Raw genomic sequence first — 25,461 nt, 5'->3', positions numbered from 1 at the left:
CCGTAACCCACCATTTTGAGTATGTAGTCTATTATACTTTTTGTACCACAATGTCGGGAGAGCCCTGTACCAGAGATAGAAATAGTGTCACCCAATGAATAGGGGAAGTCAGAGCCCACCGCCCGAAACCCTAAGTCATCACCGGTCCCATCATCATTAAGAAAAATGCCCCCTAATGCTTCAGAATTGCTTCCTGCGGTGATAATTGCAGCCCCTGATACAACAGCAAAAGACTGGTCACTGATGCCAGCATCCGCAATAAAATTACCACTGTTGGGACTTGTTATCTCGGTTGTGTCAGCATTAGTGCTAGAATTAGCACTCGGAAAATTTCGGAAAAAGCTTGATTCTGTTGCAGTATCTGAACCTGAAAATGTCCATCTGGTAAACCCTGCGCCTGGTGTTCCTGTGACATCGACAATGTGAGCAGCTTTCGCTTCTGGGACAGCAGCCACAGAAAAAAGGGCAATTAGGCTACCCCCCCCGATTTTTGCCAGTAATTGAACTTTTTTCATTTTTTTTAAGCGTTTAACTAATGAATTAATAAATTTCTGAGTCAATGCTTAAGGATTTGTACTTAAGCGTTGATAAACGTCCTAAAAACAACATAGTTTTCTACAAAAATCAATATTTTTTGAATCTTCCCCTCAGTTTTTTCCTCTTCCTCTTGTTTGTGATCTTTTTTTAGATTATATTAAGAAATGAGTACCAAAATTTTAAAAAGTACATAAGAGGAATTTTTATGCCCTATACCACAGAAGAAGGCGGACGTTTAAACAACTTTGCAGCAGAACCTAAAGTTTATGAAGCTGAACCCCCCAGTGCCTCCGAAAAACGTAATTACATTATCTTAGGTGTTGGGGCTGTATTATTAATTGGTGGTTTATTGACTGTTGCTGTTTATGCTTCCTCCAACGTTGGTGTTAGCTAAACTGAATTATTTAGAGGTCAACAACTGTTGACCCCTAGTGACTTAAATTACCAAATTACCCGATTTTAGAAGAATTTTGGTTGATGACGAATAAGATTGAGAAACTCCTCACGGGTTTTTTGTTCTTCGTCAAATTCACCAAGCATAGCACTGGTAACCGTCCAAGATCCAGGTTTTTGAACACCACGCATCACCATGCACATATGACTGGCTTCTATCACCACAGCAACGCCACGAGGTTGTAGAATTTCTTGAATAGCTTCAGCAATCTGACTAGTGAGACGTTCTTGCACTTGTAAACGACGAGAGTACATTTCAACGATACGAGCTAACTTACTTAGCCCAACCACCTTCTGGTTAGGGATATAAGCCACATGAGCTTGTCCCATGAAAGGTAACATATGATGTTCGCAGAGACTAAAGAAATCGATATCTCGCACTAACACCATTTCGTTATGTCCCTCATCAAAAATGGCTCCATTGACCAACTCCTCTAGAGACTGATTATAGCCTTGAGTCAGAAATTTCATGGACTCTGCTACCCGTTTTGGGGTATTTAGTAACCCTTCACGCTCAGGATCTTCTCCCACTGCTTCTAACATGGTGTAAACCGCTTCTTTCATTTTCTCAATGCTTTCGTCAGAAGTGGCCTGAATTTTTGCTTCTTGTCCATTATAGGTTTTGGGATCTGGTCTAATGGTTGCCCTTTCGACTAAATCGGGGTTAAGTACGCTAGAACCATTAGACTGACGAAGGTTGGAGCCGTTGGAGGAAGCTATTGTCATAGTAATAAAAAACTTTGATCTTGGGGTTAAAGGGTTCCAGCACTCGGTAAAATGGTCAAATCTTCAATGACGGCTTCGGCTGGGAGTAAGGCCGCTTGAAGGATAGTTTGCGCTACGAGTTCGGGGGTTAACATGGCACTGCGCTCGAAGTCAGCTTGTACAGTATCTGTATCCCAAATGGGGGTATTAACAGCACCAGGAGAAATTGTCACCACACGAATGCCATGACTTCGCTCTTCGGTTGCTAATACTTTGGAAAAAGACAGTAAAGCTGCTTTGCTGACGCAATAAGCTCCCCACTCAGGAAAAGCCTGAGTTGCAGCAATGGAAGCAACATTAATGATGGTTCCTTGCTTGCGCTCTCGCATCTTGGGCAATATCCCTTGTACGCATTGAAAAACGCTGGTTAAATTCAAATTGATCACCTGTTGCCAGTCTGCTAAAGGAGTCTCCCTCAGCAAATTGGTGTAGCCCATTCCTGCATTATTAACTATAATGTCGATATCGCCAAAATCAGCCACAATCTCCTGAATGGTTGCTGGAATCTTGGTTAACTCGTTTAAGTCCATAACATAGGGTTTTGCTTTTACTCCTTGTTGAGTACAAACTTGAGCTACCGTTTCTAGAGAATTTAGGGAACGACTTACCAAGGCTACATTTATCCCTGCTTTAGCAAAGGCTAGAGCAGTCGCTTTGCCTATACCACTGCTTGCTCCAGTAATAATGGCATTTGCTTGACTTGAGGAAGAATCCATGATACAGTATACTTTCTATATTTCAGTCTTAACACTTTGGAGAGCGTTGTAGATAGTTTGCCGATCTTGGAAGTCAGTTTTCAGGAACTGACACTGTAAAATTATCCCACAGTTAGCCCAGAAAGTTGCTAGTTTTTCTGGTAAGGGGCGGTCTAACGTAGAGTTGTAGTAACGTCTACGGCAATCTTTATGTTTTTGTTACAAAACTTCACCTGAACAAGCATAACATCTCCTGGTCAATTATTAACCGAGAATCTTAAAAAGTAATGGTTTTACTAATGATCCCCGATATTTAACTATGAATGAACGGCAACAGTTGATTCTGAATCAATAAAAACCCCAATTTGACGGAATTTTTCATAACGCAGGGTTTTGCGTTGTTCTGGGGTTAAAGTGGCTAGTTCTTCCAAAATATTGAGCAAATTCTTCTTGAGAATACTGGCTGCTTCCAAGGGGTTGGTGTGTGCTGCTCCCGAGGGTTCTGGGACAATGGCATCAATGATCCCCAGTTCTTTGAGATCGTTAGCAGTAATTTTTAATGAGACAGCAGCTTGAGGTGATTTTTTCGCATCTTTCCAGAGAATAGCGGCACAAGCTTCCGGGGTAGCCACTGTATAAACCGAGTGTTCCAGCATCAGCAGTTTATCACCCACGCCGATACCTAACGCTCCTCCTGATCCCCCTTCTCCGATGACAGTGCAAATGATAGGGACATCAAAACTAAACATTTGTCGGAGGTTAAAAGCGATCGCTTCTCCTTGGCCTAATTTTTCTGCTTCTACCCCGGCCCAAGCTCCAGGAGTGTCAATAAAGGTCAAAATGGGCATGGAAAACTGGTTAGCGTGTTCCATCAAGCGAATAGCCTTACGATAGCCTCCGGGTGCTGGCATACCAAAGTTGCGGGCCACATTATCTTTTGTATCCCGTCCTTTTTGATGGCCGAGAATGACCACAGGGCGGCCTCCCAGACGGGCGATACCTCCGACTAAAGCGGGATCATCATAGCCTCCGCGATCGCCGTGTAACTCAAACCATTCATCGGCAATAGCTTGAATATAATCTAGGGTACTAGGACGACGAGGATGACGAGCCAGTTGTAGACGTTGAGAAGGGGTGAGACTGCTAAAAATTTCTTGTCTGAGATTTTCTGCTCGAGTTTCTAACTGAGCAATTTGTTCAGAGACATCAACATTATTTTCGTCGGCTAATTGCCGAATTTGTTGGATGCGAGCCTCTAATTCCCATAATGGTTTCTCAAAGTCTAATAAAAATACTCGGCGTTCGTTTTTGCTCATCAGGTTTTACTAAATTATTTTAAGTTCGGGGCGACTTTTAGATACAAACTCGTATTCTGATTTTATCAGATAGGGTGGCATTGCCGACTTTGAAGGGGAGACTGGGGGGGCAGAATATTAATGTTATTTCTAGTCTTCCCACACGTCCCACACTCCCCACACATCCCACACTCCCCACCCCTCCCACACTCCCCATTTAAGTGTGATCCTGGTGACATTACCTTGTACAATAGAATGCAAGTCTTAAGAAAATATTAAAAAGCTTGTAAAATGGATTCCAATGTATTAGGTCCCCAAAGTCTTCGGTTACTATTATCTATACTGCTTCCGAGAGGTTGTCGTTTATCGGTCGTTTCTGGCAATACTTACCGCATTAGCTGTCCTGATTATGATATTGCCCATACAGTGTGGGAAAATCGTCTTAATTGCATTTATCCTCTTTTAGCTGCAGGAGAGGTTCTGGAGGTGGTTGCTTCTGATTACTATGCGAGAAGTTACCCAAAACCTTCCTAAAATAATAGTCTGTTTGAGAAATTAGTGTTAACGTTTAAAGAAGTTGAGAATTGAGTTTAATTCTTGGCTTCTACTTTTTTATATTTACATTCTTTGAAGTTATTAATCATGAAATTAGATAAAAATATTGTTAGACCATGGGCTACTTTATTGTCTATTTTAGCTGCTTTTTTTACTAATGTATTAGCTAATATTTATCCAATCAATGATTTAACTATTGGAGAAATTTCTAATACTATTTTTGGTGATGTCTTAATCACTCCTGCTAGTTATGCTTTTGCGATTTGGGGATTGATTTATTTGGGTTTAATTAGTTTGGGAGTTTATCAAGTTTTACCTAAGAATAAAAATAATTATTATTTAGAAAAATTAGGTTACTATTTAGTTATTAGTAGTCTGGCACAAATTGTCTGGGTTTTCTTGTTTTTGTCTCGTTTATTTGTCCTTTCAACTTTTGCAATGGTCACAATTTTAATTCCTTTGGTTTTAGTTTATTTAAAGTTAAATATTTCTTTTAAATCTCTATCTAAGGAACATAAATGGTTTGTGAATTTTCCTATTAGTGTTTATTTTGCTTGGATTACAGTTGCTACTATTCTTAATGTTGCATCAGCGTTATTTTGGATAAAGTGGAGCGGTTTTGGGTTGTCTAATGTGGTTTGGACAACAATTATGATTATTGTGGCAGGTATTGTGGGTATTGTAATCAGAATTACCCGACAAGATAAAGTCTATTCTGGGGTTTTTATTTGGGCTTTAGTTGCTATTATGATGCGTCATTTAGATACATTTCCTATTGCTGTAACTTCTGGAATTTGTGCAGCCATATTGGGGGTAATGATGTTTTTGAATTTTAGAGAAAATATTGAATAGAATTGGAATTAATCTAAACCCCACCGTTAACGGTGGGGTCTTATGTGGTACATTAGGCAACTTTTTGTGTAACTTCTACTGTGACTTGCTTTCCAGCTTGTCCGAGCATTAATACCAGTTTATCAATGCTAAATTTGTCAATATCTCCATTAATGAGGTTGTTAATTTTTGGTTGTGTTTCTCCAAAAAATTCAGCCGCTTGGCTTTGTGTCCATTCTTTCTCTTTAATAAACTGGCATAAATCTAACATTAATTCTGCTCTGATGGCCAGATTGGTAGCTTCAGGAGTATCAAAACCCAAATCTTCAAAGACGTTATTACTGCCTTTTGTAACTAGAATTTCATTTTTGTTACTCATACCTTTCTCGTTTTTTAGTTCATTTATTCGTTTAATAAAGCTTCAACAAATTCGTAACTAGAAAAAGGTCTTAAATCTTCAATTCCTTCCCCTACACCGATAAAACGAATGGGTAAATCTAATTGTTGGGCAACGGCTAAAGCAACACCACCTTTTGCGGTTCCATCTAATTTTGTTAAAACCACTCCACTTAAGTTAGCTGCTTCCGAAAAAACTTGCGCTTGACGTAACCCATTTTGTCCTAAAGTTGCGTCCAAAACTAACAAAGATTCTACTTGCGCTTTCTCCGCTTTCTTATCAATAATACGACGAATTTTTGCTAACTCTGCCATCAAATTCTTTTTATTTTGTAGCCTTCCTGCGGTATCTACTAATAATAAATCAGCTTGACGGGCCTGTGCAGCAGAAATACCATCAAATACTACTGCTGCCGGGTCTGTATTTTTGCCTGGGTTAGCAATAACGGGGGTGTTGGTTCTTTCCCCCCAAACTTGCACTTGTTGAACGGCAGCAGCGCGAAAGGTATCGGCAGCAGCAATAATACAATTGTAGCCAGATTGTTGCGCTAAATGGGATAATTTACCGATAGTGGTGGTTTTTCCTGCACCATTGACCCCTGTTAATAACCAAATATTCAAAATGCCTTTTTCCGGGGCAAAACCAGGGTTAACTACTTTTTGCAAGGGACGGTCTAACATATCCCGTAAAATGCTTTTTAGGTATTCTAGGGCCTGTTCTGGGGGCAAAGCTTCTTCTAATAGTTTATTCTGTAGGGTAGAAATAATGTGATCTGTGGCTTCGAGACCGGTATCTGCTTGTAATAACAGGGCTTCGATCTCCATTACAGCATCTTCGTTGAGGGGCCCTTGACCAACAATAGATTTCAGTTGGTTGACCAAACCGCGACGACTTTTCCCTAACCCTTGACGCAGCCGCTTTAACCAGTTAATTTCTTCTTGGGAAACATCATCGGGGGCCCGACCTTGTGCAGCTAATACTTTAGCAGACCAAACAAACTCTTCATCGAAGGTTAAGGGGGTTGTTTCTTCAACTGTTGCTGTTTCTAATGCTGTTTCTTTGAGGGCCTCTAAGCGATCGGATTTTTTCATCCAAGCCGGAACTTCCTCTTTTTCTGTCTCTGTGGCAGCTTCAACAACTTCCTGGGGTTGGGGTTCAAGATCGGGGGTAACGTCCTCCTGTGTGGTTTCTGGAGGGGTTTCTGTGGATGGTTGCGAAGGGGTTGCAGTTTGAGTTTGTTGAATATTTTTATAAGCGGTTTTTGCCCAAGCTAAATAGTCTTCTTGGGTGGTTTCTTGGCTAGAAGTCTCGGTTTTAGTCTCGGTTTCAGGGGTGGTTACTTGTTCGGTGGGTTCTGAAACGGGTTCGGAGTCTGCTTTTTTATTTTTACGGCGAAACCAATTAAACATAGTAATACAATTTAGTTCTATTTAGATTATTTTAAGATAAAATGCAGCAGTTATCAGTTATCAGTTATGAGTTATGAGTTATCAGTGACCAGTTATCAGTTATCAGTTATCAGTTTTTGTTGTTTATTTTTGGTTCTAAGGGAACTAGAAATTTCTTTAATTTTTTACTTATAAAAAGGGATGCGATCGCAGTTTAACGAAGTCAGAAGTTACTCTCTACGTAGGGCGCACTATGGCACAAAAGTTATTTTTGAAACAGATATTTATGCTACCTTTCAAAACTATTCGCCTCAAAATTTGAGGTTTCATACCTAATAATTTTCTATGATTAACTAATAAGTCGGTTATAATAAAAAGGAATCCCCTAGCAGTAACTAGAGGACAGCAAAAATTTCAATATATTAAGAGTATAACTCATGAATGACAAAACCGCCGTTACTTATGACCTAGCAGAATTACTCAAGCGTATTGAGGACAAAATCGATAGGAACTATGAACAGCTTAATCAGAAAATTGATAATAACTATGAACGGCTTAATCAGAAACTTGATAGTAACTATGAACAGCTTAATCAAAAAATTGATAGTAACCAAAAAGAGACAAATGAGAAGTTTAAAGAGGTAAATACCAAGTTAGAAAATGTAAACAACAAGGTAAACAATATTGAGGTTAAACTGGCTACAATTGACACAGAAGTTAAAAAGCTTAATGAAGATGTCAGGGAATTAAAAGGTTCAACTAAGGCACAAATCTGGACATTAATTGGAATTTTAGTAACGGCAGTTAGTGGCTTTCTTGTAGCTGTGGCTAGATTCGTTTTCTATCCCATATCCTAATCAAAAAGGTTGAATTATAGACAGTAGCGTGGGCAAATTATAGGTTGATTTTAACAACTCATAATATAGAAAAATTTGCCCATCTGACAAAACTTATTGTTTATTTTTTCTTTAACCAAAAATTGCTTATATTGTAAGCCCTAAAAATGTAACTATTTGAGGCAATATACTATGACAAGCGGTGCATAATTTGGTAGCAGGACCTAAACCTTTGGCTAGGGTTTCTAATAATTTAACGGCGCGAGTTGCTTTCTTTTGTAATCCTTGATCTTCGTGATTTTGACTAGCTTTAGCAATAGTTTTTACTTTATTAGCTGCCTCTACTTTTTCGTCTTCGTCTAGTTCATTTTCTGTTTCAATGGCCTGCATTAATTGTTTTAATAAGGCTTTTAATTGTTCATTTTCCTTATTATTACCCTCGGGAATTTGATTAATCGTGTTATTAACATCCCGGATAATTTCCCCTAAGTTTAAAACCCCAGAGTTGTTAATATCACGAATAGTAGTATTTTTACTATTATTAGGACTGTTATACATGGCTTTTGCCTCTACATTAATGGGACGACTGACTTGAGTTTTTACTATTTCCATCATATCAATACTTTGTTGACGATAGATAGTAATTTCAGTTTCTTTTGCTTCTAGTTGGGCTTTATATTTGGCTTCTACTGCTTCGAGTTTAAGCTGATCAACCTCATTAAAATCTTGATCTATCTTTTCTTTACTTTGCTGCCGATAGATAGTAATTTCAGTTTCTTTTGCTTCTAGTTGGGCTTTATATTTAGCTTCTACTGCTTCGAGTTTAAGCTGATAAATATCATTAAAATCTTGATGTATCTTTTCTTTATGAGCATCGGGAGGAACTTTCACTTTAACCACAAAAACCCCATCCCCTTTATTTTCAATACTGGAAACTTCTAAGGGTGTATCTTCGCTTTCTACTTGTACCGTTTTCATGGTTTCTATAAAGGCTTTGCAGTCAATGCCATTCTCAAAAATTAGGTTAACGGTATCAAATACTTCTTCAAATAATTTAGTAAATTCTCCTGGGTTAAACTCCCCACTACTGGGTTGACGTTCTTTTTCATTGTTTAAAAGATAAACATATTGACTGTCAATATTATCGAGGATAGTTGTAGCATCAATATTCCAATTTTCTAGACAAGCACCGGTTAAATAAGCACTGTTAAAATTAGTGTGAACTGCATTGACTTCCGTTAAATTAGCATGAGATAAATTTGCATATTCAAAAGTTGCTTCACTGATATCTGCATTTTTTAAGTTAGCTCTTTGTAAGTTAGCTTCTTTGAGATATGCTCCCCTTAAGTCAGCTTTGCTTAAATCTTTTTCTTCTCCACTACTAGGGTTAATTAATAAGTCTCTAACTGTTGGATTTTCTAATAAGGTATTTCCCGGTCTAGCTAAGTTTAATTTAACAGTATCTTTGAAACAAGTTCGAGTCAATATAGCTTGGTTGAAGTTGACATTTTTTAGGGTTGCTCCGGTGAAGTCAGCATCAGTTACTGTTGCGCTATAGAAAGAAGTTCCACCCAGAGCAGCAAAAGCAATGACAATCTTTCGTAACCAAGGATCTCTCGTTTCATCTTTGAGGGTACGATCACCCAGATAACAGGCAAATAGGGTTAACGCTACGGCAAAGGCTAAGGCGAAGGCTACGGCGAAGGCTCCGGGTCTGGCTTCGGCTTCGACTAAAGCGAAGGCTAAGGCGAAGGCTACGGCTACGGCTCCGGCTCCGGCTACGGCTACGGCTCCGGCTACGGTTACGGCTAGGGCGAAGGCGAAGGCTTCGGCGAAGGCGAAAGCTTCGGCGAAGGCTCCGGTTCTGGCTACGGTGAAGGCGAAGGTGAAAGCTATGGCTACGGCTCCGGCTACGGCTAAAAATACTACTCCCCCTCCCATATTTTTACGAAAATTAATAATAGAAAAGATAATTATAGTAATTAAACCTGTCCATCCTGATACTTTATTCTCAGGACCAGAATTGAAGATATCAGATACAACATATCCTAATAAAGCTGAGAAAAAACTAGATATTATAATTAACACCAAAACAACTAATAATAAAATAATCACCCATCGTTTTTGTAGTCCAGCTTTTGCCCCAATAAACTTGGTATTAGTGAGGTTTGCTTTACTAAAATTGGCACTTTGTATCTTACAGTCACTAAAATCTGCACCTGATAAATTTTGTCCCTTAAAATTTACTCCCCGTAGGTTTTTACCTTGGAAGTTTCTTTCTCCGTTTTTGTATTGTTCAATTACATCAGTAGCTTTCATGATGACTGACAGGGAGAGTTTAATATCTTGATTATATTTTACAAAGAAACTATATTCACATCGAGAGCAAAAAGCTAATCTTAAGATTCTCAGATTTTAATCAAAAATGCTACACTATAAATATTCTTAGTCAAATCAACAGAATTATTCAAGTAATCATCATGAAATTAAAAGTTACAGAAAAAGGTGTATTTATTCCTAAAGAATTATTAGGAGATAGTCAAGAAGTAGAAGTTACCCAAGAAGATGAAAAAATTATTATTACTGTGGTAAAAAATAGACCTTCTATTTGGGATTTAGGGAAAAACCCTGTAAAATGTGATGTCGATGATGCTGCTATTAATCATGATATTTATCTATATTAATTTATGAAAAATACTTACTTTTTAGATACCAGTTATCTTATTGCTTTGGAAATTGAAAATGAGCAATCTCATCAACAAGTATTACAACACTGGTTAACTTTAGTTATTTCCAAACCATTTCTAATTACAACAACCTATATATTTGATGAAGTGGTGACTTTTTTTAATAGTCGTAATCTTCATGAGGAAGCTATTAAAATTGGTTCTAATTTATTGGAGAGTCCAGAAATAGAAGTGATTGAAGTTGACCGAAATTTATTTTATCAAGGTTGGTACTATTTCCAAAAGCATCAAGATAAATCTTATTCTTTGACAGATTGTTTATCTTTTGTAGTTATGGAAAATAGAAATTTGTCAACAGCTTTAACCTTAGATAATCATTTCGTTCAAGCTGGTTTTCAATGCTTACCTTAGCTGAGTATCTAATTTTTCAACACTTCCTGAATCATAAAATTAGCCTGGGAACCATAACCACCACCAAACAAATTAAAGTGGTTTAAAATGTGATAAAGATTATACAAAGTTTTGCGTTTTTTATACCCTTTATCTAAGGGAAATACCTCATTATATCCCCGATGAAAAGCAGCCGGAAACCCTCCAAAAAGTTCGGTCATGGCAATATCAACCTCGCGATCGCCGTAATAAGTGGCTGGATCTAAAATTACAGGTTCTCCTGCGTCTGTAACTGCTACATTTCCTGACCATAAGTCACCGTGAACTAAGGAAGGTTGAGGATTAATTTCTGATAAAATTTGTCTTACTTTATCTACAACTTGATTATAGTTACCGAAGTTTCCTCCTTTTCTATTGGCTAATTTTAATTGAAAACCAATACGATGCTCTGCAAAAAAATCAGACCATTTATCTGTCCAATTATTAACTTGTGGTGTGGAACCAATGGTATTGTTTTGACTCCAGCCAAATTTATTTTCTCCTTGATATTGGTGCATTTTTGCCAAATCTCTGCCCATTTCTTCCCAGGCAGTATTATTAGAACTTCCAAATTCTAACCATTCTAAAACAATATAACTAGAACGTTCTGTCATTCCCCAACATACGGGTTTAGGCACTCGAATAGTTTGGCTTTGTGCCATTTCTTTTAGTCCCAATGCTTCGGCGGCAAACATTTCAACTTTGGAGGCGTGATTGATTTTTACAAAGTATTTAATATCAGAACCAATCAAGCAATAACCCTGATTAATACAGCCACCACTTACTGATTTTTGCCTTTCAACTGTAAAGGTTTTTCCTGTTGTTTGACTGATATGCTCACAAATTTTTGTCCACATTATTTTTGACCTGAATTAATTAACCGATTGATAGTTTACAGTGAGAGATAAATTATTGCTAGTTTATTAATTGATAGCTAGAGTTCGATCTAAAAAAATTGGTAGATAACTAGCAAAACTAACAATTATAAAAACCTAATAATTTACTTACTAAAATAATAACTCCGAACCCCGAACTCCGAACCCCGAACTCCGAACTCCGAACTCCGAACTCCGAACTCTAATTAGTAACAACTGTCACCCCATAAGCATGAGGATTAAGATATTTTTGTGCTGCATTTTTAATATCATCGGTGGTTAAGGATTGAATGATTTGAGGATAAGATAAAGCAGGGTTTAATGATTCCATTTGCGAGTAATAATACCCGTAAAGATTGGTGCGATCGCTTGGTCTTTCATTATGAAAAATAAAGCGATTAACTGCTTGTCTTTTGATGCGATTTAATTCTTCTTGTTTGATAGATTCTTGTTGAATATTTTGCAAATGTTCAATGATTATTTTTTCTACTTCTGGAATATTCTCTTTTTTTAGTTTGGCAGCAATATAAAACATTCCTTGAACTTTTTGGGTCATATTACTAACACTAATATGAGAGACTAAATTTTTATCTTCTCGTAAGTCTTGAAATAAACGAGAGGTTTTACCTTTTCCTAAAATAGAAGCTAAAACATCCAACCCATAAGTTTCCTGTAAATCTAATAAACCAGGAACTTTCCACATCATAATTAATCGTGATTGTTGTAGTTGTTCGTCTTCATATTCTTGGCGAATAATCTCTTGAAAAGGTGACTCGGGAGACACAGGAAAACTAAAGTTTTGTAAGGAATCAGAAACTTGTTTTTGTTGATAATAAGTCTTCTCGAAACTATCAGCAACAATATCAATTAATTGCTTAACCGGAAGATTTCCCACTGCTACTGCTGTGACTGAGTTAGGTTGATAACAACTCCCATGAAAATCACGCATTTGTTGTGATTTTAACCCTTCAATCACTGCTGCTGGACCCAACACGGGACGACGATAGGGTAAACTTTCAAAACAGGTTTCCATTGCGCGATAAAAAGTACGACGAGTGGGATTATCATGGGAACGACGTATCTCTTCTAAAACCACCATTTTTTCCCGTCCAAAGGCACCCTCTTCAATGATAGGATTAAAGATAACATCCAACTGTAACGGCACTAAATCGGCAAAATCATTGGGCGCACTGGTAATATAAAAATGGGTGTACTCTTGCGATGTAGCTGCATTAGTCACAGCACCTCTTTGTTCGATGCGTTGTTCAAATTCGCCATTTTTTAGGTTTGGAGTGCCTTTAAAGACCATATGCTCCAGGAAATGAGCCATTCCGTTGATATCATTGGACTCTAAGGCAGATCCTACTTTTAGCCAGACGTTGAGGTTAACTGCATCTACGGGCATTTGCTCTGCTATAATGGTTAACCCGTTGGCTAGATTAACAATGGTGGGTGTCTGGGAAACCGATGAGTCTGCAATGGAAGATAACATAGAGATAGTGTTGTTGATTAAATCTGTTAGTTATATTTTAGTAAAGTCCATCAACTTTAATCAAATCGACAGTTACAGTACATAAATATTTAATTGCTTTTAATTATGTCCAATGCTTTCAATTTACCGCTTTTACTGCTTATTGATGGTCATTCTTTAGCTTTTCGTGCTTATTATGCTTTTGCGAAAGCGAGAAGGGGTCCGTTAAGAACTTCTACTGGTATTCCTACCAGTATTTGTTTTGGTTTTCTTAATTCTTTAATTCAGGTGATTAAGTTAGAAAAGCCTGAATATATTGCTATTGCTTTTGATAGTAGTGAACCAACTTTTCGCCACGAAGCTGATGTTAATTATAAGGCAGATAGGAAAGAAACACCGGAGGATTTTATTCCGGATATTGAGAATTTACAACGGTTATTAGAAGCGTTAAATGTCACTATTATAACTGCCCCTGGATACGAAGCTGATGATGTGTTGGGAACTGTGGCAACGCAAGGAACAGAAAGGGGTTATCGAGTAAAAATTGTTAGTGGCGATCGCGATCTTTTTCAATTGGTTAATGATGAAAAAAATCTCAGTGTTTTGTATTTAGAAAGAAATGCGGTAAAAAGTTCGTCTGGTGAAGGTTATACGGAGTTTAATGTTGATGGTGTGACGGAAAAAATGGGTATTAAACCTACACAAGTTATTGATTATAAGGCGTTATGTGGTGATAAGTCTGATAACATTCCTGGAATTAGGGGAATAGGAGATAAAACGGCAGTTAAACTGTTAAGGGAGTATGGAAGTTTAGAGGGAGTTTATAACAATATTGAATCTATAAAAGGAGCAAATAACAAGAAATTAAAGGAAGGTAAAAAAGATGCAGAACATTCTCAATTTTTGGCAAAAATTGTTACCGATGCGCCCTTAGATTTTGAAATAGAAACTTGTGAGTTGAAAGGTTTTAATTTTGATGCAGTTAAACCTATCTTAGAAAACTTAGAACTGAAAAAGTTTATCAAAGAGATTAATCAATTACAAGAAAGTTTTGGCGGCAATATTACTTTAGAAATTCATGAGACAATTAATACAAGTGAAACCCATCAACTTTCACTTTTTGCTGATGTATCAACTGAAATTGAACCTATTAATAACATTGAAGAAGAAAAAAAAGAATCTTTAATTAACCCTCAGATTATTACAGAAATAGAACAGCTAGAAGAATTAGTCAATAAACTTTCAACCTTTACTAATGCTGATATTCCTGTTGCTTGGGACACAGAAACAACAGCATTAAACCCGAGAGAAGCTGATTTAGTTGGTATTGGTTGCTGTTGGGGAAATAATACTAATGATATTGCTTATATTCCCATTGCACATAAACAAGGAAAACAACTAACAAAAGAACAAGTTTTAGATAGATTACGACCTATTTTAGAAGATAGCAACTATCCAAAAGTTTTCCAGAATACTAAATTTGATCGTCTCATTTTTAAACATCAGGGAATTAACTTAGACGGAATAGTTTTTGATACTATGTTAGCCAGTTATGTTTTGCATCCTGAGAAGAGTCATAAATTAAGTGAGTTATGCGAACAATATTTAGAGGATATTACTTCCCTTGACTATAAAGACTTAGGAATAGGAAAAAAACAAACGATCGCCGATTTAGATATTGAAAAAGTGGCCGAATATTGTGGAATGGATGCTTATGCAACATTCTTGTTAGTAGAACCCTTAAAAAATGAATTAAAACCCGTTCCTATCCTAGAAAAACTATTATTAGAAGTAGAACAACCCCTAGAAGCTGTCTTAGCTATCATGGAAGATACAGGAATTATTATTGATACAGAATATTTAGGGAAATTATCCAAACAACTTGAACAAGAATTATTAACTTTAGAAGAGAACGCTTATGAAGCAGCAGGAGAAACATTTAACTTAGGATCACCCAAACAATTAGGACATATTTTATTCGAGAAATTAGAACTAAACCGTAAAAAATCAAGGAAAACAAAAACAGGTTATTCTACCGATCATGCAACCCTAGAAAAATTAAAAGGGGATCACCCCATTATCGATTATATTTTAGAATACCGTACCTTATCTAAACTAAAATCTACCTATATTGATGCGTTACCCGAATTAGTAGATAAAACAGATAAACGAATACACACCAATTTTAACCAGTCTGTAACCAGCACAGGAAGACTCTCCTCTTCTAACCCTAACTTACAAAATATCCCCATCAGAACAGAATTTTCTCGTCAAATAAGACAAGCATTTATCCCCCAACAAGACTGGTTATTAGTTTCCGCAGATTATTCCCAAATTGAACTAAGAATATTAGCCCATTTAAGTCAAGAATCTGTCTTATTAAACGCTTATCAAAATGCAGAAGATGTTCATAGTGTCACAGCAAAACTATTATTTGAAAAAGAAGAAATAACACCCCAAGAACGAACTTTAGGTAAAACAATTAACTTTGGTGTTATCTATGGAATGGGTTCCCAACGCTTTGCCAGAGAAGTAGGAGTAACCGCAGCAGAAGGAAAAGAATTTATCAATAAATATCGTCAAAGATATGCAAAAGTATTTGACTATTTAGAGAGTATGAAAAAAGAAGCGATCGCCAAAGGATACGTTACCACAATTTTAGGAAGAAGACGTTACTTTAACTTTTTTGATGATAATTTATACTATTTTCGTGGACATGATCCCAAAACAATTGATCTAAATCAAATCAAGATAAATTATAATGATTCCCAACTATTAAGGGCAGCAGCAAATGCACCAATACAAGGATCAAGCGCAGATATTATTAAAATAGCGATGGTAAAAATACAAGAAATTTTAAACAACTATCAAGCCAACTTATTACTACAAGTACATGATGAATTAGTATTTGAAATACCACCCCAAGAATGGCAAGAATTAGAGAATATAATTAAAAAAACTATGGAAAATGCTGTTAATTTAACTGTTCCTTTGCTAGTAGAAATTAATGCCGGTAAAAACTGGATGGAAGCTAAATAAAATTAAGATTTAATACAAGTTATGAATAGCAAGAAAAGAAAAATTTCCTAATAATAAAGATCCCTTAATTCGTGAGGTAATGAAATATCTAAAAGCAGAAAATAATAGTTTGCAGGATATCTCAGAGACAAAATTTTTATTTATACATATTTCTCAATCTTTTTTTGTTGAAGTTAGACCCTATCAAGATGATTATGGATTACATTGGTTAGTAATTAATGTTCTACCAGAGTCGGACTTTATCCTTAATTATGTGTAATCTCGATTATTTTGGATTTTATAACAATTTTTTATGGACATCAAATGGGTGATGATTGTTAAAAAAAAATTGCTCGAATTCTAGAAAATTATGAAATAATAGAAATATGAGACAGTAGTATATAATAAATAATAAAGAGAATATGGTTAACACAACGATACAACCCTCCCGTCATCCCTTAGCAGAATATATCTATCGCTTGGAAAATGGACAAGCATTACTCAAAGACTCACCCCAAAACGTTATAGAAGTGGTGGGTATTCTTAAAAGTTATGGAATTATTTTAGATGAATATTCTCGCAACTTAATTTATATTGCAGATCATCAATTTCTAATTTTATTTCCCTTCTTTAAATACTTCAATGGAGAATTTTCTCTTAATAAATTACTTCGCCATTGGAACCATAATAGAACCAATTTTGAATATGCAGAATACTGTATGAAAGCAATGATGTGGCATGGAGGAGGTGAATTAGATACTTATTTAGATACCCCTGAATTTAGAGACAATATAGAAAAGGTTATTCAAGCTAAATTTAAACATAATTTTTTCATGTTAACCCTGCATAAAATATTTCCAGAATTCCTTCCCGAACACATGAGAATGATGTCTTATTATAGTGGTTTGGGACAATTTTGGCGAGTGATGGCCGATATATTTTTAGACCTTTCTGATCGCTACGATAACGGTGAAATTAAATCCATTCCTGATGTAGTTCAACACATATTAGATGGTTTAGTTAAAGATGCAGGAAAACCAATTACTTATCAAGTAAAAATTAAAGCAAAAGTCTATGAAGTGCTACCAAAACAAGCAGAATTAACCTTTTTAATGGATACTGCTGTACCTTATGTAGAATCAATCTTTTTTAGAGGAACCCCTTTCCCCGGAACCATTTCTTATAACGCCCAATCCTACCAAATACCCTCAGAACAAGCAATTTTTACCTACGGTGCCTTATACGCTGACCCTTTACCCGTCGGTGGTGCAGGAATTCCTCCTACTTTATTAATGCAGGATATGAGACACCATTTACCCGAATATTTACACGAAATTTACCGCCACAGTTTTAGACAAGAAGATGACTTATTGGTACAAATTTGTCAAACATTTCAAAAGTCAATGTTTTGTGTAACAACTGCTGCCATTAAAGGGTTAGCACCTCATCCTTTAGATACCACAAATCTTGAAGAACAAAAAGAAAATAGAGCTTATTTAGAAGGGTGGATGGATAGATTTAAAACTTCACAAATTCTCACTGTTAATCAATAATAAAGTAGGGTGGGCAGTGCATCGCCCTACACATAAAATCTATTAACTTGGTAATTAAAACTTATGGATTAGTTACAGAAATCAAATGAAAAACGGTATACAAGATAACCAATTTAAGAGATAATTAACAAGAGAGGAGAATTTAAACTAAGTAGAAATAGCTATTTTTTCCCATGAAAAAATTAATTGAAGGACTACAAAAATTCCAAAGTGGTTATTTTCGTTCTCACCGCGAACTATTTGAAGAATTATCCCAAGGACAACACCCTCGTATTCTTTTTATTACTTGTTCCGACTCTCGCGTTGATCCTAATTTAATCACACAAGCAGACGTTGGGGACATTTTTGTTATTCGTAATGCAGGCAATATTATTCCTCCTTTTGGTGCAGCAAATGGTGGAGAAGGTGCAGCCATAGAATATGCGATTTCTGCATTAGATATTCAACAAGTAATTGTCTGTGGCCATTCCCATTGTGGTGCCATGAAAGGGCTGTTAAAATTGAATAGTTTGCAAGAAAAAATGCCCTTAGTTTATGATTGGTTAAAACACGCAGAAGCTACTCGCAGACTGGTTAAAGAGAATTATAGTCATTTAGAAGGAGAAGAACTATTAGAAGTCACCGTTGCAGAAAATGTCTTAACCCAACTAGAAAACTTACAAACTTATCCTATTATTCATTCTCGTCTGCATCAAAGAAATTTAACCTTACATGGTTGGATTTATCGCATTGAAACAGGAGAAGTTCTAGAATATGATCGAGCATCCCATGATTTTATTGCCCCTCAAAGTTCAATTATAGATACCGAACCGGAATATAGTTTCCATCCGAACTCTCATGTTCCTGAGTCTACACCCTTTAAACGTCCTGCAACCACCCTAGCAAGCAGTAACGGTAAAAATGGTCATAATGGGTCTTCTCAAAATGGTCATAATAGGTCTTCTTTACCAGGATATGAACAGTTTAGCCCAGAACAAGCAGAACGCATTTATCGGGGTTCTCATTAACAAGATCAAGCAGCGTAGGGGTCAAGGGCCCTTGACCAAACATTGAACATTGAACATTAAACATTAAACATTGAACATTTTGGTTTCAAGCCTCTTCCTTTAGGGAGAAAGAAGTTTGGGAGAGGTTTCAAGCCTACTTCCAAACGAATGATAAATGATAAATGTTAAATGATAAATGAAATGACCCCTAAAGGTGTTATCAAAATTGTTCACCTTGATTTTTTCTTAACCCATAATGCACTTAATCCTAACAGCCCTAAACCTAAAGTTGCCGTGGGTTCCGGCACTTGAGTTGCTATTAAAAATTGTCCTAGTTCCTCACCAGAATTAGGAACATCGAGAACTTCTGTCCTGGTACGAGTAAAAAAAGCAATATCTAAGTGTGGTCTTGCTCCTCTTGTAAACCCTTCAGGTAAGTCAGGAAACTCATTACCCCAGTCTGTTAAGTGTACATGGGGACTTGGTTCATTATCGGGGAATAAGTTAGCCATAGCATTGGGTGCTGAAAAGAAATTAAGCCCTACTGTTTTTTCACCACCAATACTAATACCATCCTCAGCATCCGACGCTCCTGTTTGTAAAATTTCCTGAGTATTAGTATCAAAATTAAAGTTAAAATCGGGAGATGTGAGATGATTATCTAAGAATTCCTTAAAAATATTACCATTAGGATCAATAAAAGCAATATCAAAGGAAGTTAAATCATCTTCATTAATCATTCCATCCCCACCAACTGCGTTTTCATCGTAACTAAAACTTCCCTTCAGTTGATAGCCTGCAGTTTGTCCAGTCCAATGCAAATTAAAGGTAATAGCTTCTGCTGAACCAGCAGAAATTAAGCCCAAACTTAAGAAAGTCGCTGCAAACAAACCAATACTTTTTTGCTTCATTGGTTACTTATTCTCTGAAATTGTATTATCCATTGACTCTATGGTTCTAGCAAAATTATTTCAGTCATTCCACAGACAGATTGTCAAACTTAATCATTACAAAAAATCACTTAAGAGAAAGATTTATTAGAGATTATACGCTATCATAGGAAGACTATCGGTTCTAATATAAATTACCTATTAGAAGTAATGGGGAAAGTTCGGTGTAAATCCGTCGCTGTCCCGCAACTGTGATGAGACCTTCAAACGTCTCTTAGTCAGAATGCCCGCCGATTAATCAACCCACGTTCATCAATTATCTGCGAGGTACAGATTGTGGTTCATATCATTTCTCTGGGGAGATATTATTCTTATTCTCCCATACTTCCCTACGCTCAAACTATTAACTTTTCTTGCTTTAAGCAATCTTAGTTGAATTGATTGAGAGTAATTTACTAAAAAATTGTGCAAAAATCAATTACTGACTTGTTTTCTGGGAAATATACTAGCAAATCTGTTCCTTAAAGATATCCTTAACTGATTATCAAACAGGAATATTGTTGATCGTGCCTAACAAAAATCTAAATAAATAGAGAAAAATTAATGCAGAAAATCAGTGTTTTTTCTAAAATCGGCTTGACAGTATTGACCTTGAATTTAACCTTATTTAATAGTCAAGCAAATGCTCAAGAGTTTTCAGGTTTTGCTAATGATCCTGGTACAATAGACTCAGGAATACCTGGATTTGTAGGAAGTGATGGACTAGGGATTGTTTCTGATAATAACATCGTTAATCCAATTTTTGAAGCCTGGGCAACAGGATTTATTAACTATCTACCTGCCCCTGGTGTTGATATTCAATTCCAAACTCCAGAAAAGACATTAGGACCTGTAACAGCAGTATCTGTTGATATTGCTTCTTTAGGAGAATTAACAGAACAACAAATTACGGATGGAGTATCACCAGGACAGATTACTTTAACTTTTGATCGAGCAATTATTAATGGTGATGGAGCCGATTTTGCTGTTTTTGAAAATGGATTTGGCTTTGCTGATACGGGTAATTTATTTGCCGAATTAGCCTATGTTGAAGTTTCAACAAATGGCATTGATTTTATTCGCTTTCCCAGTATTTCTAGAACAGAAAATCCTGTTGATCCTATAGGAGTAATTGACCCGACAAGGGTTTTTAACCTAGCAGGAAAGCACGTCAATAACGGGGTCGTTGTACCTGATGATTTTATTCTAAATTCTTGGGGAACTCCTTTTGATTTGGATGTTTTAAGCGATTTTTCCCTAGTACAAACAGGTGTGGTTGATCTCGATAACATTAACTTTGTTCGCATTGTGGATATTCCTGGGAATGGAGCATTTTTAGATTCAGAAAACCGTCCCATTTTTGACCCTTTCCCAACACCTCCTGGTCCAGGAGGATTTGATTTAGAAGCAATAGGTATTATTAATGGTGAACCTGTCCCCGAACCAACTTCTATTGTTGCTATCCTTGTCAGCGTAATGTTAGGATTCACTCGCCGACGCAACTAAGTCGTTGCAATGAGACTTATAGTAGTTTCAAATAAGTTTGAGACATAGTAGTGTGAGCAGGATGCTCACTATTGTGACAACATAACTACTTACTATTGCGACGATACAATAGATACGTTTTGTCTCATTTCTATTGGAATTAACTATAAAGGTACAAAAAGTTTCCTAACTAATTTTTGTACTGCTATCAAATTGAAGTGGGGGGAGAAACTTCTGACTCCAACCCCACCTTAAATATCATTAATATTGATAAATTCTCTTCAGCCAACTACTTCCCAATCTTCGTATGATAAACCTTCAATACGTCCAAATTCCCTAATATTATGAGTTACAAGAGTTAAATTATTAGCGATCGCAATGGCAGCAATTTGTAAATCATAACCACCGATAGGAGTTCCTTTTTGTTCTAAGTCTGCTCGAATAACTCCATAAATTTCTGCCGATTTATCATCAAAAGGAAGAGAGACAAAACGGCTAAAAAATTGACGTTGTTTATTAATATTTTCCTCTCTTTTACGACTTTTCATTGCGCCATAAAACAACTCAGATTTAACCACAGAACAAACTGCAATATCACTAGCTTATAAACTATCTAAACGAGTTTTTACGCTAGAATCTGCAAACTTTAAATAGACAATACAAGTGTTACTATCAAGTAAATATATCATTCTAATTCCTCTCTCATAGGATAGTCCCCTTGAGGGTGTCTAACAAATGTCTCGTCATCTATAGAACCTGCTGTTTTCTCAATAAAATCATGCCATTCTAACTGACTAACATTATCCTCTAAATTTTCCTTAATTAATTCCTTTCTCAAAATAAACTCAATTTCATCTGTTAAACTGCGACCATGAGAAGTTGCTTGAGTTTCTAACTTTTCTAAAATTTCAGGGTCAAGATTATTAAGAATAATAGTCATAACGTTAATACTCCCTCAAAAAAATATCATTAATATTATTAATTTTAACTAAAATCTAATTACCTATTTTGGCCTGATTCATGTTATAATAACTCCTAAGATCCTGATTAACATTTTCAGGAACCAAATGAGAAACAGAGCCACCAAACTGCGCAATTTCTTTAACCGTACTACTGCTTAAAAAACTATACTCTTTACTGGTAGCCAAGAAAATAGTTTGCACCTCTTGAGCTAGGGTTTTATTAGTATGAGCCATTTGTAACTCTTTTTCAAAATCAGACAACACCCGTAAACCCCTCAACAATACCTGAGCGTTGCGTAGTTTGGCATAATCGACAGTTAAACCCGTATAACTATCCACCTCAACCCCGGGTAAATGTTGCGTACACTCAGTAATCTGCTCAATCCTTTTTTTCACAGAAAACAACGGTTTTTTACTGGGGTTATACATGATTGTCACGATCACCTTTTCAAACAAGACAACCCCTCGCTCAATGATATCAAGATGACCAAGGGTAATGGGATCAAAACTTCCTGGATAAATAGCTATCATTTTCCCAACTCGATTGATAAAATTTCAACAAGTCAGAAGTCAACTCACACAGAGCTACCAGTCCTTAACATCTCCCAGGAGGAGATAGGTTTAGATAAGTTCCGAAGCCGTCGCACAGAAATTAAAACCATTCAAAAAACTTCTGACTTCTGACTTCCTACTTCTGACTTCAAGCGAAGCGATTATGGGGGCGGAGAGACTTGAACTCTCACGATCTCGCGATCAACGGATTTTCATTCTCTTGCAGCTTTCGCTACTGCATCATCTGAGCTTTGAGAATTGGACTCTCCCTTTACCCTCAGCTTAATCTGTTAGGGTAGCTCCCGTCGAGTCTCTGCACCTTCTAAACTCTTTCGGGTTTAGCTTGGCTCAGGATTGCCTTATCTATTAAACTAGACGTAGGTTTCCCTGAGTTTGAGAGCTTACACTTGAAAGATTTCTCTAACAAGGCTCAATTTTCCTTAAGTCCGTAGCGTCTACCATTCCGCCACGCCCCCGTCAGGTCAGAAACTAAATTAGTTTTTTTCACCGACAATTATTTATCTTAGCACAAGATTCTCTTTTGGTGAAGAATTTTTGAATTTTTTTTTAAAAGATTAGTATTTTTACTGGCTAATGCCCTTTTATATCGGTTGTTTTGGCATTTTCTTAAGAAAAAATTTAATGAGATACCCGAACTCTGATAGACTTTTGACTAAGGTTTAAATTTCAGACCACGCCTAAGAACATAAGATAAGCAGATAGGGAGGACGTACCTTGGAAAGCACACTAGGTTTAGAAATTATTGAAGTTGTCGAACAAGCGGCGATCGCTTCAGCAAAATGGATGGGTAAAGGCGAGAAAAATACTGCTGACGAAGTCGCAGTAGAAGCCATGCGCGAAAGAATGAACAAAATTCATATGCGTGGCCGGATCGTCATTGGAGAAGGGGAACGGGATGATGCTCCCATGCTCTATATCGGTGAAGAAGTTGGCATTTGTACCCAGGAAAATGCCAAAGCTTACTGTAACCCAGAAGAATTGATTGAAATTGACATTGCTGTTGATCCCTGTGAAGGAACCAACTTGGTTGCTTACGGACAAAACGGTTCTATGGCAGTTTTGGCTATCTCCGAAAAAGGTGGTTTATTCGCTGCTCCTGACTTCTACATGAAGAAGTTAGCCGCCCCTCCTGCAGCTAAAGGTCACGTTGACATTAATAAATCAGCTACCGAAAACCTACAAATCTTAGGAGACTGCCTAGAACGTAGCGTTGAGGAATTAGTTGTTGTGGTGATGGATCGTCCTCGTCACAAAGAATTAATTCAAGAAATTCGTACTGCTGGCGCAAGAGTTCGTCTCATCAGCGATGGTGACGTTTCTGCTGCTATTTCCTGTGGCTTTGCTGGAACCAACATCCACGCCTTAATGGGTATTGGTGCTGCTCCTGAAGGTGTAATTTCCGCGGCTGCCATGCGTTGTTTAGGCGGTCACTTCCAAGGACAATTAATTTATGATCCTGAAGTCGTCAAAACCGGTTTAATCGGAGAAAGCCGTGAAGGAAACTTGGCTCGTCTTAAAGAGATGGGTATCGAAGATCCTGATCGCGTTTACACCGATAGCGAGTTAGCCAGTGGTGAAACCGTACTGTTTGCTGCTTGTGGTATTACTCCTGGAACTTTGATGGAAGGGGTTCGTTTCTTCAACGGTGGTGCCAGAACCCAAAGTTTGGTTATCTCCAGTCAGTCTCAGACAGCTCGTTTTGTTGATACCATCCATATTCAAGAACAGCCTAAGTATATCGAACTCAAGTAAGAGGTTTTTCAAGATGGGAAATAAAATCCTATCTTGATCCCCTAAAACCCCGAGTTCCCATCAGTCAAAGACCAATGGGAACTCGGGGGTTAAATTCTTTTTGGCGGGTCTCTGGTTGAAACCTAACTGCCGGAAGGAACTCCAGCCTAAGTTAGATCCAAGGGGACTTAACTTCTAGAGTACAGCCCCGGCGCACAGCCGGCTAACTTCAACCAAGAGACCCACGATTTTACTACTACTATCTGACATGGGCATCACCTCCTGTTTTTCCTGAACGGATATTACTTTATGTTTAACTGTGCCTAGTCTAACGCAAGGTTCCGGGAAAAATCAAGGGTAGAACGAAAAAATTTTTCAGCTATCTGCGGACAACCCCAAAAATGTAGATGTACATAGGAAGCATGAAGATTATAACAGTGCCATCCTTCGCCATAACTGAGGGTATTCTTCTGCCAACTCGATAGATTAAATAAAGGTTGAGAAGGCAAAATGGTTAACTCAGAACGGTGAAACTCATGACCCCAAACGGTTTCCCCTTCATTCAACAGAAAATTAGAACCAGTGGCGATCGCTTGTCTATATCCTAGTGTTAATTTTTTGCCCATTTTAGCGGTGGTGGGCAAAATACCAACCATTGGCCAAGTTTTGCCTTCAAAATCAACAATTTTTTCACACAGATACATTAAGCCCCCACATTCAGCGTAGGTGGGCATTCCTTTGATAATTACTTGTTTAACTGTATCTAAAGCTTTTTTGTTTCTAGATAACGCCTCAGCAAACATTTCGGGAAACCCACCCCCAAAATATAAACCAGCAGTATCTTTGGGTAAGTTCTCATCTTCTAGAGGACTCCAGTAACATAGTTTCGCCCCTAACTGTTCTAAAATCTCTAGATTATCAGGGTAATAAAAATTAAAGGCTTTATCTTTGGCGATCGCTATTTTTGGGGAGACGGGGGGACGGGGGGACGGGGAGACGGGGAGACGGGG

The 25,461-nt window shown here is 37.1% G+C and carries 24 protein-coding genes, 2 pseudogenes and 1 riboswitch; of the genes and pseudogenes, 12 read left to right on the top strand and 14 right to left on the bottom strand.

Annotated features, from left to right (window positions below; translation table 11 throughout):
* Nucleotides 1-515 (bottom strand): annotated as a pseudogene (locus QNJ66_RS22305) (hypothetical protein); the annotation flags it as partial.
* 227 nt (nt 516-742) lie between these two features.
* Between QNJ66_RS22305 and QNJ66_RS22300 the strand changes: the two are divergent.
* The gene (locus QNJ66_RS22300; RefSeq protein ID WP_300510844.1) at nt 743-931 is read left to right on the top strand and encodes a ssl1498 family light-harvesting-like protein; all 189 of its coding nucleotides are present in this window, start codon (nt 743-745) and stop codon (nt 929-931) included.
* Nucleotides 932-996: 65 nt separating this feature from the next.
* Here QNJ66_RS22300 and folE read toward each other — a convergent pair whose 3' ends face one another.
* The 3 genes from folE to accA form a co-directional block, all read right to left on the bottom strand.
* Entirely contained in the window at nt 997-1,716 is a 720-nt protein-coding gene (gene folE / locus QNJ66_RS22295; RefSeq protein ID WP_300510843.1) for a GTP cyclohydrolase I FolE, read from the bottom strand.
* Nucleotides 1,717-1,742: 26 nt separating this feature from the next.
* Nucleotides 1,743-2,471 (bottom strand): SDR family oxidoreductase, encoded by a 729-nt coding sequence (locus QNJ66_RS22290; protein WP_300510842.1) that lies wholly within the window; start codon nt 2,469-2,471, stop codon nt 1,743-1,745.
* Nucleotides 2,472-2,767: 296 nt separating this feature from the next.
* Nucleotides 2,768-3,766: an acetyl-CoA carboxylase carboxyl transferase subunit alpha gene (accA, locus tag QNJ66_RS22285; protein ID WP_300510841.1), complete on the bottom strand. Its 999-nt coding sequence runs from the start codon at nt 3,764-3,766 to the stop codon at nt 2,768-2,770.
* Between the two features lie 270 nt (nt 3,767-4,036).
* Here accA and QNJ66_RS22280 point away from each other — a divergent pair, with 270 nt between their 5' ends.
* Both QNJ66_RS22280 and QNJ66_RS22275 read left to right on the top strand, forming a co-directional pair.
* Complete coding sequence (locus QNJ66_RS22280) at nt 4,037-4,279, top strand: hypothetical protein (RefSeq protein ID WP_300510840.1); 243 nt, start codon at nt 4,037-4,039, stop codon at nt 4,277-4,279.
* A 108-nt stretch (nt 4,280-4,387) separates the two neighbouring features.
* Nucleotides 4,388-5,152, top strand: coding sequence for a tryptophan-rich sensory protein (locus tag QNJ66_RS22275; RefSeq protein ID WP_300510839.1), 765 nt, complete (start codon nt 4,388-4,390; stop codon nt 5,150-5,152).
* A 52-nt stretch (nt 5,153-5,204) separates the two neighbouring features.
* Here the strand turns inward: QNJ66_RS22275 and QNJ66_RS22270 are convergent, their stop codons facing one another.
* Both QNJ66_RS22270 and ftsY read right to left on the bottom strand, forming a co-directional pair.
* Complete coding sequence (locus QNJ66_RS22270) at nt 5,205-5,510, bottom strand: helix-turn-helix transcriptional regulator (protein ID WP_300510838.1); 306 nt, start codon at nt 5,508-5,510, stop codon at nt 5,205-5,207.
* Nucleotides 5,511-5,533: 23 nt separating this feature from the next.
* Entirely contained in the window at nt 5,534-6,937 is a 1,404-nt protein-coding gene (gene ftsY, locus QNJ66_RS22265; protein ID WP_300510837.1) for a signal recognition particle-docking protein FtsY, read from the bottom strand.
* Between the two features lie 416 nt (nt 6,938-7,353).
* Here ftsY and QNJ66_RS22260 point away from each other — a divergent pair, with 416 nt between their 5' ends.
* A complete protein-coding gene (locus QNJ66_RS22260; protein ID WP_300510836.1) occupies nt 7,354-7,773 on the top strand; it encodes a hemolysin XhlA family protein in 420 nt (139 codons plus the stop codon).
* Nucleotides 7,774-7,899: 126 nt separating this feature from the next.
* On the opposite strand, the gene QNJ66_RS22255 is transcribed toward QNJ66_RS22260, so the two are convergent.
* A complete protein-coding gene (locus QNJ66_RS22255) occupies nt 7,900-10,071 on the bottom strand; it encodes a pentapeptide repeat-containing protein (RefSeq protein WP_300510835.1) in 2,172 nt (723 codons plus the stop codon).
* 161 nt (nt 10,072-10,232) lie between these two features.
* On the opposite strand from QNJ66_RS22255, the gene QNJ66_RS22250 reads away from it, so the two are divergent.
* Both QNJ66_RS22250 and QNJ66_RS22245 read left to right on the top strand, forming a co-directional pair.
* Entirely contained in the window at nt 10,233-10,436 is a 204-nt protein-coding gene (locus tag QNJ66_RS22250) for a hypothetical protein (protein WP_300510834.1), read from the top strand.
* A 3-nt stretch (nt 10,437-10,439) separates the two neighbouring features.
* Nucleotides 10,440-10,850, top strand: coding sequence for a PIN domain-containing protein (locus tag QNJ66_RS22245; protein WP_300510833.1), 411 nt, complete (start codon nt 10,440-10,442; stop codon nt 10,848-10,850).
* 8 nt (nt 10,851-10,858) lie between these two features.
* Here QNJ66_RS22245 and QNJ66_RS22240 read toward each other — a convergent pair whose 3' ends face one another.
* Together QNJ66_RS22240 and QNJ66_RS22235 are read right to left on the bottom strand one after the other, a co-directional pair.
* Nucleotides 10,859-11,725: a fructosamine kinase family protein gene (locus QNJ66_RS22240; RefSeq protein WP_300510832.1), complete on the bottom strand. Its 867-nt coding sequence runs from the start codon at nt 11,723-11,725 to the stop codon at nt 10,859-10,861.
* Between the two features lie 220 nt (nt 11,726-11,945).
* A complete protein-coding gene (locus QNJ66_RS22235; RefSeq protein WP_300510831.1) occupies nt 11,946-13,235 on the bottom strand; it encodes a pitrilysin family protein in 1,290 nt (429 codons plus the stop codon).
* 105 nt (nt 13,236-13,340) lie between these two features.
* Between QNJ66_RS22235 and polA the strand changes: the two genes are divergently transcribed.
* The 4 genes from polA (at nt 13,341) to QNJ66_RS22215 (ending at nt 18,792) form a co-directional block, all read left to right on the top strand.
* On the top strand, nt 13,341-16,253 hold the full coding sequence (gene polA, locus QNJ66_RS22230) for a DNA polymerase I (protein WP_300510830.1): 2,913 nt from the start codon (nt 13,341-13,343) through the stop codon (nt 16,251-16,253).
* A gap of 79 nt (nt 16,254-16,332) precedes the next feature.
* On the top strand, nt 16,333-16,512 hold the full coding sequence (locus tag QNJ66_RS22225) for a hypothetical protein (protein ID WP_300510829.1): 180 nt from the start codon (nt 16,333-16,335) through the stop codon (nt 16,510-16,512).
* A gap of 142 nt (nt 16,513-16,654) precedes the next feature.
* Nucleotides 16,655-17,785, top strand: coding sequence for a CO2 hydration protein (locus QNJ66_RS22220; RefSeq protein ID WP_300510828.1), 1,131 nt, complete (start codon nt 16,655-16,657; stop codon nt 17,783-17,785).
* A 173-nt stretch (nt 17,786-17,958) separates the two neighbouring features.
* Entirely contained in the window at nt 17,959-18,792 is an 834-nt protein-coding gene (locus QNJ66_RS22215) for a carbonic anhydrase (protein WP_300510827.1), read from the top strand.
* Between the two features lie 209 nt (nt 18,793-19,001).
* Here the strand turns inward: QNJ66_RS22215 and QNJ66_RS22210 are convergent, their stop codons facing one another.
* The gene (locus QNJ66_RS22210) at nt 19,002-19,682 is read right to left on the bottom strand and encodes a PEP-CTERM sorting domain-containing protein (RefSeq protein WP_300510826.1); all 681 of its coding nucleotides are present in this window, start codon (nt 19,680-19,682) and stop codon (nt 19,002-19,004) included.
* Nucleotides 19,683-19,823: 141 nt separating this feature from the next.
* Nucleotides 19,824-19,971, top strand: a riboswitch (cobalamin riboswitch).
* Nucleotides 19,972-20,264: 293 nt separating this feature from the next.
* On the opposite strand from QNJ66_RS22210, the gene QNJ66_RS22205 reads away from it, so the two are divergent.
* The gene (locus QNJ66_RS22205; protein ID WP_300510825.1) at nt 20,265-21,206 is read left to right on the top strand and encodes a PEP-CTERM sorting domain-containing protein; all 942 of its coding nucleotides are present in this window, start codon (nt 20,265-20,267) and stop codon (nt 21,204-21,206) included.
* Nucleotides 21,207-21,466: 260 nt separating this feature from the next.
* Here QNJ66_RS22205 and QNJ66_RS22200 read toward each other — a convergent pair whose 3' ends face one another.
* From QNJ66_RS22200 to coaD, 3 genes are all read right to left on the bottom strand, one after another.
* Nucleotides 21,467-21,778: a PIN domain-containing protein gene (locus tag QNJ66_RS22200; protein WP_366146310.1), complete on the bottom strand. Its 312-nt coding sequence runs from the start codon at nt 21,776-21,778 to the stop codon at nt 21,467-21,469.
* A 92-nt stretch (nt 21,779-21,870) separates the two neighbouring features.
* A complete protein-coding gene (locus QNJ66_RS22195; RefSeq protein WP_300510824.1) occupies nt 21,871-22,125 on the bottom strand; it encodes a hypothetical protein in 255 nt (84 codons plus the stop codon).
* 55 nt (nt 22,126-22,180) lie between these two features.
* The gene (gene coaD / locus QNJ66_RS22190) at nt 22,181-22,678 is read right to left on the bottom strand and encodes a pantetheine-phosphate adenylyltransferase (RefSeq protein ID WP_300510823.1); all 498 of its coding nucleotides are present in this window, start codon (nt 22,676-22,678) and stop codon (nt 22,181-22,183) included.
* 756 nt (nt 22,679-23,434) lie between these two features.
* Between coaD and glpX the strand changes: the two genes are divergently transcribed.
* Nucleotides 23,435-24,472, top strand: coding sequence for a class II fructose-bisphosphatase (gene glpX / locus QNJ66_RS22185; RefSeq protein WP_300510822.1), 1,038 nt, complete (start codon nt 23,435-23,437; stop codon nt 24,470-24,472).
* A gap of 302 nt (nt 24,473-24,774) precedes the next feature.
* Here glpX and QNJ66_RS22180 read toward each other — a convergent pair.
* Nucleotides 24,775-25,461 (bottom strand): annotated as a pseudogene (locus QNJ66_RS22180) (cobyrinic acid a,c-diamide synthase); the annotation flags it as partial.

The organism is Crocosphaera sp. (genome assembly GCF_030064895.1).
Lineage (GTDB): Bacteria > Cyanobacteriota > Cyanobacteriia > Cyanobacteriales > Microcystaceae > Crocosphaera.
This window is presented reverse-complemented; position numbering and strand designations above follow the sequence as displayed.

Bases quoted from the DNA above. Each gene is read 5' to 3' on its own strand.
- QNJ66_RS22215 (WP_300510827.1), top strand. From the start codon at position 17,959: ATGAAAAAATTAATTGAAGGACTACAAAAATTCCAAAGTGGTTATTTT.
- folE (WP_300510843.1), bottom strand. From the start codon at position 1,716: ATGACAATAGCTTCCTCCAACGGCTCCAACCTTCGTCAGTCTAATGGT.
- QNJ66_RS22220 (WP_300510828.1), top strand. From the start codon at position 16,655: ATGGTTAACACAACGATACAACCCTCCCGTCATCCCTTAGCAGAATAT.
- QNJ66_RS22250 (WP_300510834.1), top strand. From the start codon at position 10,233: ATGAAATTAAAAGTTACAGAAAAAGGTGTATTTATTCCTAAAGAATTA.
- QNJ66_RS22275 (WP_300510839.1), top strand. From the start codon at position 4,388: ATGAAATTAGATAAAAATATTGTTAGACCATGGGCTACTTTATTGTCT.
- QNJ66_RS22245 (WP_300510833.1), top strand. From the start codon at position 10,440: ATGAAAAATACTTACTTTTTAGATACCAGTTATCTTATTGCTTTGGAA.
- QNJ66_RS22195 (WP_300510824.1), bottom strand. From the start codon at position 22,125: ATGACTATTATTCTTAATAATCTTGACCCTGAAATTTTAGAAAAGTTA.
- QNJ66_RS22260 (WP_300510836.1), top strand. From the start codon at position 7,354: ATGAATGACAAAACCGCCGTTACTTATGACCTAGCAGAATTACTCAAG.
- QNJ66_RS22240 (WP_300510832.1), bottom strand. From the start codon at position 11,725: ATGTGGACAAAAATTTGTGAGCATATCAGTCAAACAACAGGAAAAACC.
- QNJ66_RS22290 (WP_300510842.1), bottom strand. From the start codon at position 2,471: ATGGATTCTTCCTCAAGTCAAGCAAATGCCATTATTACTGGAGCAAGC.
- accA (WP_300510841.1), bottom strand. From the start codon at position 3,766: ATGAGCAAAAACGAACGCCGAGTATTTTTATTAGACTTTGAGAAACCA.
- polA (WP_300510830.1), top strand. From the start codon at position 13,341: ATGTCCAATGCTTTCAATTTACCGCTTTTACTGCTTATTGATGGTCAT.
- QNJ66_RS22235 (WP_300510831.1), bottom strand. From the start codon at position 13,235: ATGTTATCTTCCATTGCAGACTCATCGGTTTCCCAGACACCCACCATT.
- ftsY (WP_300510837.1), bottom strand. From the start codon at position 6,937: ATGTTTAATTGGTTTCGCCGTAAAAATAAAAAAGCAGACTCCGAACCC.
- QNJ66_RS22255 (WP_300510835.1), bottom strand. From the start codon at position 10,071: ATGAAAGCTACTGATGTAATTGAACAATACAAAAACGGAGAAAGAAAC.
- QNJ66_RS22225 (WP_300510829.1), top strand. From the start codon at position 16,333: ATGAAATATCTAAAAGCAGAAAATAATAGTTTGCAGGATATCTCAGAG.
- coaD (WP_300510823.1), bottom strand. From the start codon at position 22,678: ATGATAGCTATTTATCCAGGAAGTTTTGATCCCATTACCCTTGGTCAT.
- QNJ66_RS22270 (WP_300510838.1), bottom strand. From the start codon at position 5,510: ATGAGTAACAAAAATGAAATTCTAGTTACAAAAGGCAGTAATAACGTC.
- QNJ66_RS22210 (WP_300510826.1), bottom strand. From the start codon at position 19,682: ATGAAGCAAAAAAGTATTGGTTTGTTTGCAGCGACTTTCTTAAGTTTG.
- QNJ66_RS22300 (WP_300510844.1), top strand. From the start codon at position 743: ATGCCCTATACCACAGAAGAAGGCGGACGTTTAAACAACTTTGCAGCA.
- QNJ66_RS22280 (WP_300510840.1), top strand. From the start codon at position 4,037: ATGGATTCCAATGTATTAGGTCCCCAAAGTCTTCGGTTACTATTATCT.
- QNJ66_RS22205 (WP_300510825.1), top strand. From the start codon at position 20,265: ATGCAGAAAATCAGTGTTTTTTCTAAAATCGGCTTGACAGTATTGACC.